Source organism: Rhodoflexus sp. (assembly GCF_053489755.1).
Genome location: NZ_JBRCHD010000015.1, coordinates 134,100 through 149,328 on the forward strand (window position 1 = coordinate 134,100; position 15,229 = coordinate 149,328).

At 50.4% G+C, this 15,229-nt stretch carries 4 protein-coding genes; all 4 read right to left on the minus strand.

Annotated features, from left to right (window positions below):
- Window position 1 precedes the first annotated feature (1 nt).
- Entirely contained in the window at window positions 2-604 is a 603-nt protein-coding gene (locus ACWIP2_RS03915; protein WP_448518596.1) for a nucleotidyltransferase family protein, read from the minus strand.
- 47 nt (window positions 605-651) lie between these two features.
- A complete protein-coding gene (locus ACWIP2_RS03920; RefSeq protein ID WP_448518597.1) occupies window positions 652-2,118 on the minus strand; it encodes a Gfo/Idh/MocA family protein in 1,467 nt (488 codons plus the stop codon).
- 379 nt (window positions 2,119-2,497) lie between these two features.
- Window positions 2,498-13,783 (minus strand): T9SS type A sorting domain-containing protein, encoded by an 11,286-nt coding sequence (locus ACWIP2_RS03925; RefSeq protein ID WP_448518598.1) that lies wholly within the window; start codon window positions 13,781-13,783, stop codon window positions 2,498-2,500.
- Between the two features lie 430 nt (window positions 13,784-14,213).
- A complete protein-coding gene (locus ACWIP2_RS03930; RefSeq protein ID WP_448518599.1) occupies window positions 14,214-15,176 on the minus strand; it encodes a hypothetical protein in 963 nt (320 codons plus the stop codon).
- Between the last annotated feature and the right edge of the window lie 53 nt (window positions 15,177-15,229).

Genomic DNA, 15,229 nt, shown 5'->3' on the forward strand with positions numbered 1-15,229 from the left:
CTTATCCACCGATCAGCCCTCGGTACTGCTCAGGTGTATCCAAGTCTATTTCCCCTTGCGGGAAATCTACAGTAGCCAGCATATCGGCAAACTGCCCGATAATTTTACGAGCGCCAATATCGCCTTTGAGGCGGTACAGGTAATCGAATAGGCTTTCATCGAACCATGCAGGCATCCCTTTTGTGCCATTGGCATACACAGAGGCAATAATTGGGGCTGTACCTGATGCGGCTGTCCGCAGGATGTGTTGCAGCAACTCCACACTGACAAAGGGCTGGTCGCACACCATGACGAGCAGCCCTTCGGCTTGTTGCTTGCCTGCCCACTTGGCGGCGGCAGCTACCGAATGTGCCATTCCGGACGCCCAGTGCGGGCTGTAAACGGTTTGAACGGGAAGTTCTGCTACTGCCTGCTGCACTTCTTTGTATTGCGATCCGGTGATGACTGCCACATCTGCTGCGCTCGCTGCTGCGCGTGCAATTTTGGCTACGTGCGCAACCAATGGCTGACCGTGCCAGTCCAGCAAGGCTTTGTGGCTACCCATGCGCGAGGATGCGCCGGCAGCTAAAATGGCAATCACGGTATTATGAACGACTTTGGGCATGGCTGTGGATGTGCGATACCCCGGTCAGACCGGGATTAATCAAAATATCAACCTTTGATTTCCCAGCCGCTGCGGTACTCGCGCCCGACGAACTGGTTGGCCGGTTCATAGTTGGTGATGCGCATATTGACACCGTCCCAAAGCAGTTTTTTCTTGCCTGTATAAACGGTAGATTCTCTGCCGTCTGCATTTTTGACGATTTCCTTTATGTTCAGGCTGCGCAATGCCAGATTACCTATCAAAACCGTTTCGGTTAGTGGGCCGGCGTAGTCAAAGTTGGAGCTTGCTAATTGATTGGCTGCCTCCAAGCTGCCGGCTTTGCATGCCGCTACCCAGCTTGTGGCGTGGTCGCCTTCTACGCGGGCAATCGTCGGTTCGGGCTGTTTGAAAAAATTCATCGCCGAAGTTGGTAGCAGGGTCGGGTTGCGGGCATAAGTTCCACACATGATTTTGCCGCGTGTGCCTTCAAAGATAACTCCGCCGCCCCAGTCGCCCATCGGTTCGTTGTCTTGTAATTCGGTGGGTCGCTGCGGCATCAGTCCGCCGTCGTACCAATGCAGGCTCACAGGCGGCATGCCTTCCCGCGCCGGAAATTCCAGATGGATGATAGATGAGGGCGGGCAGCTTTCGGGAAATTCGCCAAGTTTGAAATCGTCTATGAAAACGCTGCTTACACTGGCTTCTACGCTGGTAGGATAGCCAAGTTTGAGCGCCATAAACACAGGGTCTATGATGTGGCAGGCCATATCGCCAAGCGCACCCGTGCCGAAGTCCCACCAGCCGCGCCATTTGAAAGGCAGGTATTCGGCGCTGTAAGGGCGCATAGCTGCCGGGCCGAGCCATAAGTCCCAGTCCAAAGTGGCAGGAATTTTTGCGCCGCCTTTGGGAACGGGTTTGCCCTGCGGCCAAATTGGGCGGTTTGTCCATGCCTGTACGCTTCGCACCTCGCCAATGACTCCTGCCTGAATCCACTCAGTAATTTTGCGGATGTCTTCGCTGGAATTGCCCTGATTACCCATTTGCGTGGCTACTTTGTAGCGGCGGGCAGCTTCGGTCAGCATTCGCGCCTCGCGGATGTTGTGCGTCAGCGGTTTTTCTACGTACACATGCTTGCCCATTTGCATGGCAGCCATCGCAATAACGGCGTGCGTATGATCTGGTGTGGCAATCATCACCGCGTCAATGTCTTTTTGCTCGGCGAGCATTTTTCGGAAATCGCGGTAGCGCTTGGCATTCGGGTAGTCTTTGTAGGTATCAGCGGCGCGGAGGTCGTCCACATCGCAAAGGGCGACGATGTTTTCTGCGCCTTTGTTGTAGGCCTCTCTGAGAATATCGCGTCCTCTACCGCCTGCGCCAACGCCTGCAATGTTGAGTTTATCGCTCGGCGCGACGTAGCCTACGCCGCCCAGTACGTGGCGCGGCACAATGGTAAACAACGCCAGCGAAGCCCCTGCTCCTTTAATAAAATCGCGCCGTGTGAAGTTTTTAGATGAGTCAGTAGTGTCTTTTTTCATTTTCTTTCGCCTGTTATTAGCTAAAAAGGCTTAGGCGAAAGTTAGGGATTTTCTGATTGTTTGACAAAGCGGGTATATTGAGAGTAGTTTATACTGAAATGAGTCATCTGCCACGTAGATTGTATCACGTAGAGATTGCATGTTGGTAGCATTAAATCATCCCTGCCCTCTTTTTTTCTGCTCTATGAAGGTGTCCAAAAAGCAACACGGACTTTATTCTGTGATTTGTTAATCACTTGATAATCAAATAACTACAGACTAAAGTCCGTGCTACATTCAGCCTTTTTGGGCAGCCTCGATTGACCCATCATGCCATTTCATGATGGCATTAATTTCACTGCTTTTTGGCCCAAAAAATAGGGTACGCCTCAACCAACAATTAATCCACAACAAATTTTACAGTTTGTTGGCTTTCGCCTACCTGTAGCAGATATACTCCTTTGGCAAAATCTTTTACAGTTTCTATCGTCCACTGATTGCTGCCTTTGACTACCTGAACAGATTGCTGACATACCAACCTGCCAAGTATATCATAGATACGCAAAGTAGTGCTATGCGGCTGATCGGCGAGTAATTGCACCTTCAAATTGCTGCCTTTGGTCGGGTTAGGATATACTTCCAGCCACTGTCTTTTATCATGTTCTACAACCAAATCTACCATAGGACTGAAAGTGAAAGTTCCATCGGCATCTACCTGACGCAGGCGGTAGTAATTCACTCCTCTCATCGGGCGAATATCTGTAAACTGATAGTGCTGTTTGCCGTTGCTGTTGCCTTTGGCTTGCACTTGCCCTAAGGGTTCAAAGTCTTTGCCGTTGGCAGAGCGTTGCACTTCATAGTAGGCGGCGTTTTTCTCCCATGCGGTAGCCCACGTAATAAGCCCTTGATTGTCAGGTGTTAATTCAGCTTTAAGGGAAACCAGTTCAACCGGTAAAGGCTGTAAGGACATATCTAAGTCTGACGAAAGCGTCCATGGACTAAATACGCTCTGGCGGGCGGGGGTTTCTACGCGTCCTGCGGCAAGCGAACCAAACAAATTGCCGCCGCGATTTTCCCAACAAGAGCCGTTGTAGCGAGCCGCATACAAATTAGAAAACAACAAGATTGCGCTGGCGTTAGGAGCGGGGTTTTCCCAGTAAAGCGCTACTTTGGCTTGCGCTGTTCCACCCGGATTGCGGTCTAAAAGCCAGTGTTCGGCAAAGCTGACATGGTCTAACTTAGGCGAAAGAGAATTCGGGCCCGGGTTACACATATTGGCTGACCCATTTGGATATGGGTTGTTGGTAAAATACTGGGCTGTAAAGTAGTCGCCTGCCGAAGCGCCTGCCAAATCGGTAACGGAAATGCGCGCCCACCGATTGCCTCGCCCTGTAGGGAATACAAAAGGCACATTGCCATCTACCCAGCGGCGAACAGGGCCTTGCACAAAACTTTGTGGGTTGCCATCGTTGCAAACCGTATTGACAGGAAGCAAGAGCATCGCGGCGTTGCTGCTGACCATTCTACCGCTCGTGAGTTGCAGACGGGTGTGAATCGTCAAGGGTTGGGTCAGCGTCAAAGTGGAAGCCAGACCGCCAACTTTTTCTACAAAAACCCGATTCAGCTGTATCGGTTGAGAACCGCCTATTGTTCCGTTGGTAGCTCCTTGAAAAATAATATCACCCGTAGTGTGTGTCAGAGGCGCCGTATGATTGTGCGACAAACTGCGCCCGATGCGCGCCTCTCCGCTGTTGGTAAAGGTGTGGGCATTATTTAAGTCCAAGCCGATAATAGCTTTCCCACCCGACTGGATGGCAAACGTTTGATTATTGGTCAGATTTTGTTGAACGTTCAACTCCCCATTTGTCGTGATGCTGACCGAAGCCCCTGCAAAAATAATCAGGTTGCGACAGAATGCCGTTCCGTTTGTAATAATGGGGTAAGTATTAGACCCGTTTGTGGTATAGTTAGGCAAACCATTGGGGTCGGTTAGCGACAATCCTGGCGCAGGGATAGCCACACTTACATTGCGAATTTCAACATCGTGCGTATGGTTAGGTATGAAGAACCTGTCCCAGTTGCGGCAATTGAACCAGTCGTTGTCGCCGGCGTTGCCTGTCCAGCGTACCACCACGCCTGGAATCGGGTTGCTGGGGTCCACAATGACGGTAACAACAACGTTTGGTCCCGGATTACACTCTCCCTCTAAACCTGTGTTAGACCAACGGAACTGATAGGTTACGCCCGATTGCAGACCTGGAATAGTGGCATTCCACTTATTTTTCTCACTTGGCGGAATAGTAATTGAACTTCCATCGGAAGCCGACACAAACGTCCATTCACCTTCAAAAGGCGAATAAGCGTTTGCGGCAGGGTCAGAGAAAGGCACGGCGTTGAGCGTTACCGAGCCAGTGCCGCAAGTGGTAATCGGCGTGGTAGCCTGCGCTACCAAAGAGGTTACAGAAAACACGCCTACATCGTTAATCTCGGTAGCTGTGCCGCCTGAAATGCGCCAGAATAGCGGCGTGGGCGTAGAACCGTTGATATTGCCTGCGGGCTGCGTACAACGCCATTTGTTAGTAACGCGGTTGTATCGGACAATTGCGCTCTGCGTGCGATTAAAATTGGGCAACTCATCATCGGGTTTCCAGTATAAAAACGCTTGCGCATTGGTGCCGCCGTTGGTGTTTTCAGTTACTATCCACGCGCCGTTCACAAACATACGATTGATAGCCGCGCCGGTAGGATTATTAGCTGCGTCATAGCTCAGATGTACGCCGTCGCGCACGCGAACATTGTAAACATCGGTAACAGCCGCCGCGCCGCTTTGCCGCAAGCCAAGCGCCAAATAGCTTGTCGTATTACCCACCGGAAAAATAACGGTAACCGAAGATGCGCCGTTAGCCTCTACCGTGCGGCGCACCGTGCCTGTGCCGTTGGTTTGCACATAGCTGTCATCCAAATCTGCGCCGATAATAGCTACGCTGGCAGGATTGGTGTGGCTCAGAATAGTTAAAACGTGATTATTCAGGCGCACTTTGCCACGCCTAAAAACAGCGGTAGAGCGGATGGTAAAATTGCGATTGGGAATGAGCAATGAAGAGGCTGTCAGTTGATTCATCTCCAAGCCGCGGAAGGAAATTTCACGGGCGGCATTGGCAATTGTATTAATCAAGTTTTGCGTGCCGGCGCCAGCGATTTGCACCATACCCGTCGCCGGATTAGCGGCGTTGATATTGCGAGAAAACTCAAAATTGCGGTCGTTGGGGCTAATAACGGTAATATGACCTTTGAACTCGTTGATGCCGCGAAACGCAGGGTTGATGCGCCCTGTTCCAACTTCTTCAAAAGTTACATTATTGCCAAATAAATCGCGCTCGTTGCGCGCCATAACAAAATCGCTTGCCGAATGATTGACAAATCGGGCAACGCCGCGAAAATCGTTGTCGCCGAGGCTTTCATTAGCGCCTGCGCCTGTTTTCTCAAACAACAGGTCGCTGCCTTCGTAAGTAGCGCCGTTGAGAAGCAATACGCGAGCTTTGGCGGTAAAGGCTGTCGCTTTGAAAAGGCTACGCCCGCCACCGTTTTTACCAATGACCAGCGTATTGTCCGGCGTAGAGGGCAACTCTAAGGTAATGGGCGCGGTATGGTTAGCCGTAAAGCCGCGCAGTATAAGCGTGCCTTTTTGCCAACCACTTTGTAAGGTAAGCGTTCCGTTGAGCGTTGTCTGTCCGTTGTCGGTTACATCGGTAGGGTTATTGCGGTTGCCTGCACCGAAGAGCAGACTGCCGTTGATATTGCTCAATGACAGATTGCCATGGATGACAATGTCGCCTAATCGGGCAAAAGCAATGTCTCCTTCTGTGCTTTGGCGATTTTCCACCACTACGTCTCCATGAAAAGTAACCGTTGCGCCTTCTTCTTGGGCGATGCGCATGCGATTGCGTTCGCCGCTCACATCAGTTGAAATAGCCGAAGTTGTGCCGTTGATGAAGGTAACTTTTCGCGCAAACGAGTGTCCGGCGTTGCGGTTAGCAATGTGAAAATGACTTGCTACGCCTACATTTTTAAAAGTAACTTCATCTAAAAAGTCATCTTTGTCGTTCTCACCTACTACCCAAAGCGGGTTGAGCGTAGCTGAACGCACGCCGCGCAGTTCAAAGGTGGTAGGTTCGTGAAACGTGTTGCCGCCGGTGTTTTCGCCTCTGTTCAACGCTATCAAATGTGTAAAGGCGCTGCCATCGGGGGCGGTAGGCTGAAAGATGGAATTGCGAACGCGCAGTTCAGGCGCTTCCAGCGTTACGCTGCTTTGGAAAGTACTGCCGAACACGTTGATTTCGCTCTGTGGCGCCGATAGGGCGATTGTTTGCGGCGTTCCTACGCCTAATTGTGTAAAGCGTTGCAAAAGCAAAGTTCCTGATGCGTACCCTGCCGGCCCGACGGTAATTTGCTTACCGTTGGCTAATGTAGAAACGCCGGCTGCGGCTGCGTCCCAATGCTGACCGATGCAAACGCCACAGCGGTTAGGGTCGTTAGTAACCGATAAAAAGTCTAATGTGTTTTCAACCATCAGATTGCCATTGAAATTCACTTGACCTCGCCCTGAAACCTGTATGGAAGAAACCGCAGCGTTGCGCAGCGTCAGGTTGCCGTTAAAGGTTTGCACGGAAGCGACATTGTCATAGCCGATTCTTTGACCTAAATCTACGCTGCGGTTTTCCAATAGCGCGTTGCCATTGAAAACGTTGGTCATTTCCATTTGCAGCCTGCCCTTGTTGTCGGAAATAATGGTAAAATCCGAAGGGCTGTTTTTGGTGAAATGATTGAAAAACAATCCGCCTTGATGGATGTTATCTACTGTCGCATCGGTGAGGTTATTATCTAATATTAGGTCGCCGTTTAGCACAATGCCTCCCGGCACGCCGTTGTTTGCTTCTCCGAAGAATACCAATCCCTCGCCCGGCTGGCTAATGGTTAGGTCTGAATTGAAAGAAACAGCGCCGGGCGCATTATTTTCCCGGTAAATTCTTATAGCGGCGTTTTCGTCGTTCTGGTTGCCTGCCTGCCTTACAAGCGCGCGTGTATTGAATATTGCCGTACCTCGCCGTGCGACATTGATTGCGCCCCAAAAACCTCCGGAACTATTGCTGCGCAATTCAGTAACTAATGATGGATTGACCGTAGCGCCGCCAAAACGCACAGAAGAACCTGGTTCAAAAGCAAAATGAATACGTCCGTTATTTTCTGCAATAACATAGGTGTTTTGTTGAAATTCGTTATCGGTCGTATTGTAAGCCATGTTGATATAACCGGTGGCCAACTTTGCGTTGTTGCTTGCGTTTACAGCGCTATTATAATTGGTAATGCAAGTATTCACAGCAGCCAGATAGTTGGTAAGCGCCGTCCACATATTGGCGCGATGTGTTTGGGCAGTATTGGCTGCCGAATTGGCTGCGTTAGCTGCGGCATGGTCTTGTCCCGGCGTACTGGTAGCTAAGTTGGTATCATTAGCTGCGGCGTTGGCATTGTTGGCCGCCGTTTGCAATGCTCCGTCTCTAAAAGCCGTCGCATCGGCAATAGCGGTGTTCAACGCGTTTTGCGCCGCCGTAATAGCCGCGGCGTTACTGCAAGGCGTTGCAGCGGCGGGTACAGGAGAGTTGGAAAAAATATTTCCAATAGTATTGATTTCGCTTGTCAGCATACCAATAGCGGCGAACGCACGATTGGCCGCGCTGCGCGCATTTTGCGTGGCTTGGGCAATATTCTCCTCACTTTGGATTTCATCGGCCAGATTGGCGCTCGTTGCTGACTCGTTAGAGGCAAAGTTAGCCGCATTGACCGCCGGGTCAGGGTCATTGGTAGGCAACGCGTCATTGCGCGGATAATCGGGAAAACCAACTTTTGTTCCTGTATAAGGCTGCCCGCTGTTGGGAACATAATAAGGCAAACCGATATAGTCCACAGGGTCGGGCAGCGTTCCGCCCGTCCATACTGGGCTAAAACTTGTGTTGTAACCATTCCAGTAAGTATTGAGCAAATTCTGACGCGCCCCCGAAAAGTCGTCTTTAACTTTTATCCAAGTATCTTTGGTAAATACATCTTTTCCCCCTTCAAAGGCTACTCCCCAGCGCCACTCTCCTCGGCTAATATTGCTAATACGCGCGCGTTCGTTGAAGGTGTTGCCTCCGTTTTGCACTACGTTGGTGTGATTATCGGTCATTACTAAGTTAATGTCGCCTGTAAAAGTTGAACTTCTGAACTGCGACAACGGACCGACAATGCGGGCGGCGTTATTGGTTTCTAAATGAAAATTAGCCACCGCGCTGGTAGAAATAATTGTTGTGTTCTGGAAAATATTCCTGAAAGCGACATCTATGGTGGCCGGGTTAGCGGGGTCTGAGCGGTTAGTGGTGGTAAGCGTAAAGTTTTGCAAGTTGATTTGCGCGCCCGCATTAGTAACGATTCTGTTAATGGTAACGTTGCCAGGCAAGGTAGGCCAGTGAGGCGCCGGGCTTGGAATGGTTACATTAGTAATCACATCTGGCACGCCGCTCGTCCAGTTGGCGCAGTTGTTCCAGTCGCTGCTGATGTTGCCTGTCCATGTGGTGGTAGCGCCTGCAATTGCGTTGCCCGAACCTGTAGCGACAACTGTTACCTGTGCGGCATGAATAGGCGCGGCCAAAGTTCCGCCACACTCGGCGCTAAATCTACGCCACTCGAACACATAGCTGCCATCTACGGTTGCGCCAATCGCTTGGGTAATAGGATTGGTCGGGTTCAAGATAACAGGCGTGGAAGGACCGCTAACGAACACCCACTGACCCGTAGCAGGACTGCTCATCATATTGGAAGCGTTGAGCGTTATTGTGCGGCAATCGTTAGTTTGCGCCGTAGCCGTCAGGCTCACATCGCTTGTTACAGAGCCTACGCTAAACACGCCTAAATTGTTAGGACTGGTTTTGGAAAGCACAGCCGTTGCCGTATGGCGATACTGGTTAGCCGTGAAGGTAGTAGGCGTTCCAACGGGCATGATACACTCCCACTTGTTCAAGCTGTGATTAAACCGAACAATGCCGCTGCGGTTACGCGCCGGAGTAAAACTCGCCTGCTCGAAATTATCAAACGGTCCATACTGCCTCCATGGAAGAGTGATATCAGAAAATTGCAGGTTTGAAGCCGCATTGGCGCACGTAACAATCCATTGCAAATTGATATGCTCATTATTAATGCTCCCTGTGCGTGCGTTTGTAAGCGAATAAGTAGCGGCAGGGGTGATATTACCAATACTTTGAACCGTGATAATGTCTGTGCCGCCTTGCAGTACAAAGGTGAAAGCCGACATCCGCCCCCAGCGCGTGTTGTTAGGATTCCATCCACCAAATCCGGTCGGGAATACGTAAGGCGTCGCATTGGGCGCACACAGCCAGCTAAACGTACCTGTGCCTGCAAACGATGCGCTTTGATTGTTAATATCACCCGGAGCAATTTCGCGTTCATCATGCGTAGGTCCTGCAACGCCTATAATCGCCGATGGGTTGCTGTTGTTAAGCAAAAGGTTGCTGTTATCAGCCAACAGGGTGCGCCCCGTGGTTAGCGTCATTGTGTTGTTTACCGTATGCAGACCGTAAAAAGTAAGGGTAAAAGTGCCGCCCCGATTGATAGTGTAGTTGTTCATTACCAGTCGTTTGCCGGATTGTAAATCCGTAGAACTGATGGTAGAGTGAATATTGGTCGTAAAACTGAGGTTGCCTGCCTGAAAATCGGCATTGCGAAGACTTTTGAAGACAGCGTTGCCAATAAAAGTAGAAGTTACTGCGTTAGTTCCCAGCACAATATTGGCGCTCGCATGCGCTATATCAAACGTATAGGTATGATTGGCAATACCGACGGTAGCTGTGCTGTTAAACGTATTGCCTGAGGTACTCGCCAGTGTAAGCGTTCCCCCCGCTCCACTATGGCGAATGGTCAGGCTACCATTAAACGTATTGCCGCCATCCCAGTTGTCATCAGAAACGCTTGCTTTATTGAACACGCCCCCATTAGCAGTAATCGCGCTGCCAGCTATGGCGGTTGCCCCGCGCGCTTCTAAGGTAAAGTTAGCTAAATTGATGCTTGCGCCCGCCGTCATGGTGAAATTATTGACCGTAACGTTTGCCGAAAGCACAGGGTACATAGTGGTTAGCCCGCCCGGAATAGTTACGTTGCTAAACACGCCCGGCGTAACCTCTCCGGGCACGCTGCCCGACCAGTTGGAACAGTCAGTCCAGCTTCCGTTGTTGGCATTGCCCGTCCAAACGCAATTGGTCACAGGCACCAACGACGTTTGGGTAAAGTGGATGGTTACATCGCTGGTGCGGTTGGTGCAGCCCTGCGCGGTAGTCCAGCGAAGCACGTATGTGCCTGTAATCATGCCCGAAACCAGAGAGGTAGGCGAGGATGTGTTGGCAAAAGTAACGGTCGTCGGCCCGCTCACTTGCGACCATTGCCCCGGTCCGGTAAATGGATTGACATTTGCGTTCAGATTAATCCCTCCGCACGAACTGGTAGTAACAATATTGGTGGCCGATACGTCAGCATCGGCAAAGGCGGTAGCTACGGCGAATACGCCTAAGGAATTGGTTGCGCCTAGCGTTGCTACGCTGCGCGTATAAGGCCCGCCGCCCGAAGCCGCCGCTTCGGGTTGCAGGCAGTTGAACTGGCTTCCGCTCCAACGGTAAAAAGCCGATTGGGCGCGGTTGAAGGAGCTTTGCTCGTTGGTTGCGTTCCACTGCGCCGTGATGGTACTGTTGCTGCCGCCTGCGGCGTTTTCAATTACATCCCAACCATGATTGACAAAGTAGCTGTTAATGCTGTACGGCGCAGCGCTCAAGTCGGCCATGCGAACCCCGAACTGGTCGGCTGTGCCTGCATTGTTAATAGTGAAAGGCATATAAGCCGAAGCCGTACCAACGGGGAAGACTACATTGGTCGCGCCTACGCGGCGGAACAAACGCCCCGTACCGACGGCGACTACGTAGCTGCTGGCGCTCCCGCCCGTGATTGTGGCGTTTACAGGCGTAGCAGCCGCGCTATGCAGCAATAAGTTGTTGTTGCCCAATACCAAATTACGGGTGGTTAGGATTAGTTCGTTGGAAATGCGGAAACTATTGTTGGCAAGCGTTACATCATTAGCCGATTTATCAATTTTGACTCTTACCAAATCCAAATTGGCGATGTTGCCGCTAATGGTTTGCGCGTTCCCTGCCTTGAAAATCAACAGACCGCGTGCTGAAGGCGTAGCCGATGTGGCATTGGCAAAATTATAGGCTGCAGTGCCCGAACCGTTGAAAGTTACATTGCCCTCAAAATGGATTGTTCCGCTGGCTGCCAGCGAAAACTGGTTGCGCCCGCAGCACGAAAGGTCGGTAGTAGATTGGTTATTCAATACCACGTCATTCTTAAAAGTAACCACAGAGCCGCTGTTAAAAGCTATTTGTAATGCGCCCCGAGTGGTGGCATCCCATGTTAAGTTACCATTATTAGTAGCGGCGGCAATAGCCGTAAAATTCCCGTGAATAGTTGCTTCCGTGTTGGCGTTACGCGCCAGATGAATGGCGCTGACGTTGTTGTTCAAATTAAAAATCGTCTGTCCGCCGAGCGTATTAAAGGCGTTGCCCGTAGTGTTATCGGCAAAAGCTATCAACCCGCCGTTAGCCGTTCCATTATTCAGGCTGTTGGCAACCCCGTCGGCGTTCACATTGACCGTTACGTCGTTTTCAAAAACATCGGGGCCGCCGTTGTTGTTGCCGTCGTTCCAGCCCCAAATCCACCAAGCGCTGGGCGCGCCGCTTGCCATTGTTCTGGTTAAAGTCATGGTAAGCGCCCCTTTGAAGGTATTGCCCCCGTTTTGGTTGCTGTTAGTAGTACCTATGTGCGAAATAGTGTGCGCATTGGCCGAGGACGAACCGATGGTATTGCGGCGGAACTGCATGCGGTCGCCTGCGGCAATCAGGTTGCCATGTAAGGTGTTGCGATTTACAAAGATTTGCACCGCCGCTGCCGTAGAAAGGTTATGCGTGTGCGTATTGATGCCGGAAGTTTGTGTGATTTTGTTGATATGCAATTCGCCTACCTGTACGCCTGTAGCCGTAATGGTGCGGTTAGCGGCTAATGCTATAGTACCTGCCTGCGTTTCATCATCGCCTATGCGGATGCGGCGCGCACCGCTTGCGCCGCCCGTGCTGCTCACGGTAATATTGCCGTTGAAAGTTACGTTGCCTAAGCGCGCGCAGCGGAACAACTCGTTAATCGTGCTGCCAGTATTGCTGATGCTTACGTCGCCATGAAAAGTAGCTGTTTGCCCGGCATCCTGCGCGACTCGAATGCCGTTGCCGCCTGTCAGGTTAGTTGCAGTAAAAAACGCATTGCCAAACAATACAACATTAATCATATTTATGTCCGCAGTATTGGCAATCGTAAATGAGTGTGTGTGAGTATTGACGCCCGAAGTCTGAGTAGTTTTCTGGATATTGATTGTACCCACATTGGCATTTACCGTAATGGCGCGGTTAGCGGCTAAGGCTATAGTACCTGCCTGCGTTTCATCATCGCCTATGTGGATACGGCGCGCACCGCTTGTGCCGCCCGTGCTGCTCACGGTAATATTGCCGTTGAAAGTTACACTGCCTAAGCGCGCGCAGCGGAACAACTCATTAATCGTGCTTCCTGTGTTGCTGATACTTACGTCGCCGTGAAAAGTAGCTGTTCGCCCGGCATCCTGCGCGACTCGAATGCCGTTGCCGCTGGTCAGATTGGTCATGTTGAAAGCGGACGTGCCTGCAACATCAATATTATGAATTACTACTTCGCCGGCTCCTCCGTTGCAATTTACCGTCAGATTGCCTGCCACTGTGGTAGTAGTAGAGCCGCCATCTATAGTGATAGTCTTGTCAGTAGCGGGGCTTGTAATCAACGTAAGATTGGCGTTGAAAATCTCGCGCGGAGTTGCGGCGGCGGGAAACCATGTGCTGGCATCGCCCAAAGAAACTCCCGTAACGGTAGAGTTGCAGGTGATGGTAGCGTCGGCGTTGAAGGTGTTTCCTGAAAACCCGAAGTTGCTGCCGTTACCGCCTGAGACGCTAATGCTGTTGGTCATATTAACAGTCCCGTTAAAAGTACAGCTGTTGACCCGCAATCCGCGCCAATTGCCAAAGCCGCCAAAATCTTCTATAGTAACGGGCGCATTAAAAGTGGTGCCGTTGAAACGGCTTTCGCCCCCTGTTCGGAAATTGCTAATCGCCATGTTTACCACCGCACCCGTATTGGTAGAGAGTTGGGCGGTAATGGTTGCCAATGTAGTAAGCGTACCGGGCTGCCCTGCCGTACCTAAGATGCCCGTTCCACCAATCGTGTTTGCCCCCTGATTGGTGTTGAGCACCAAAGTTCCTGATGAGGCATTGGTATCAATTCGCCCGTTGAGCGTGAGCCTACCGATATTAGTAGTGCCGGATGGCAGCACCGGGCAGGTAGTACAGGCGTTGATAATCACCGTTGAACTTGCAGTCGGCACGCCGCCCGTCCAGTTGGCTGCCGTATTCCAATCAGTGGACGATGCGCCCGTCCATGTGCTAGTTTGCGCCGAAGCTCCAAGCACAATAAAAAACAGCGAGAGCGCTAAAACAAATTGCTGATATGTTATATTATACATATTAAATTGTATTTTTCCTATATAAAACTGATTCTAAATAAAGTTAAAATTACTTTGCTAATCAACGCAACGATGATTTGTTTATTGCTCGAATAGTATTTTTTAAATGATGTCTTCAAAAGCTATCTCAAAAATCAATTTTTCGTGTTGATCTTATAGAAAGAGAACTTTATACTGAAATGAGTCATCTGCCACGTAAATTTTTATCCCGTAGAGATTGCATGTTGGTAGCATTAAATCATCCCTGCCCTCTTTTTTTCTGCTCTATGAAGGTGTCCAAAAAGCAACACGGACTTTAGTCTGTGATTTTTCAATCACTTGATAATCAAATAACTATAGACTAAAGTCCGTGCTACATTCAGCCTTTTTGGGCAGCCTCGATTAACCCATCGTGCCATTCACAATGGTATAATATCCGACAACTAAAAAATCAGGGATTTTTTGAAAAAGCAACGCTGTATTGCCTGATGAGGTGCTCAACTGCTATTTGCAGTAGCTTGTCGTTGGCTGTTCCTGTTACGAAGGTGGTTACAGGGGGGGGCGGATCTGCATTGACAGGCATATCATTGCCGATTTTTTCCCAGTTGATGCGCCCTTCTTTCAGTGCGAAACGAGCGGTCAGGTAGTCGTTGGCAAAAACTGACCAGGCCAATCCGCGCTGCTGTACGTAATGAATTTTTACCTGCAACTCTTCTGCGGATAGCTCTGTTTGCATGAGCGTATTGAAAACCAATCCGCCGCCTTGTTTGCGAATGCTGAGGTTATCGTCGCCAGAGTTGAAAAAGTCGCGGCGGATTTCGTAGTCGTACACCTCTTCCCTGAATACAACCCTGCCGGTAATGGTTTGCGGCAAACTTTGGGCTGGTACGTCAGGGTAGCGAAACAACTTGCCGTAGCGTATGACAAACTGTTGCACTGCCGTTAGCACAGCATCTTCGGGCCTTGTTGTAGCTACGTTAAATCGGGTAATTTCCAATGACTTATCGTAAGGTGTAAATGCTCGTTCCATGCGGTTGCCACTATAGGCATACTCTATTTTGCCCGTACTCCACTGAAATTCGGCTTCGTAGAAATGATTGTAAGACACGGCCCATGAATAGTCTAAGGGAGTGGCGGCATAGATGCGCACATGGGAGATTCGTCGCCCGTCGCTGCTGATGTAGGCATCGCTGCTGTAAATTTTATTGGATTCGACTTCGCCTGTGGCTTTGCTATGCTGTACCACACTGAGGGTAAAATTCCACAGATCGGGCGCTTTGTTTGATGGCTCGAATAAATAGTGGTAAAACCTGCCATCCTGCGAAAATGTGCGGCTGTAGTTGCGCTGTGCAAACAAGCTGGCGGACAGAAAACTCAGCCAAAGGCTAATCCACAAAAGTTTTGATGAGCGCATAGAGGCTGTTGCTATCGAAAGGCTTTACTACAATATCGTTCATACCTGCTTTT

What these genes read in the sequence shown, in the direction of transcription:
- ACWIP2_RS03915 (WP_448518596.1), bottom strand. Translation starts at nt 604, where the DNA reads ATGCCCAAAGTCGTTCATAATACCGTGATTGCCATTTTAGCTGCCGGC.
- ACWIP2_RS03920 (WP_448518597.1), bottom strand. Translation starts at nt 2,118, where the DNA reads ATGAAAAAAGACACTACTGACTCATCTAAAAACTTCACACGGCGCGAT.
- ACWIP2_RS03925 (WP_448518598.1), bottom strand. Translation starts at nt 13,783, where the DNA reads ATGTATAATATAACATATCAGCAATTTGTTTTAGCGCTCTCGCTGTTT.
- ACWIP2_RS03930 (WP_448518599.1), bottom strand. Translation starts at nt 15,176, where the DNA reads ATGCGCTCATCAAAACTTTTGTGGATTAGCCTTTGGCTGAGTTTTCTG.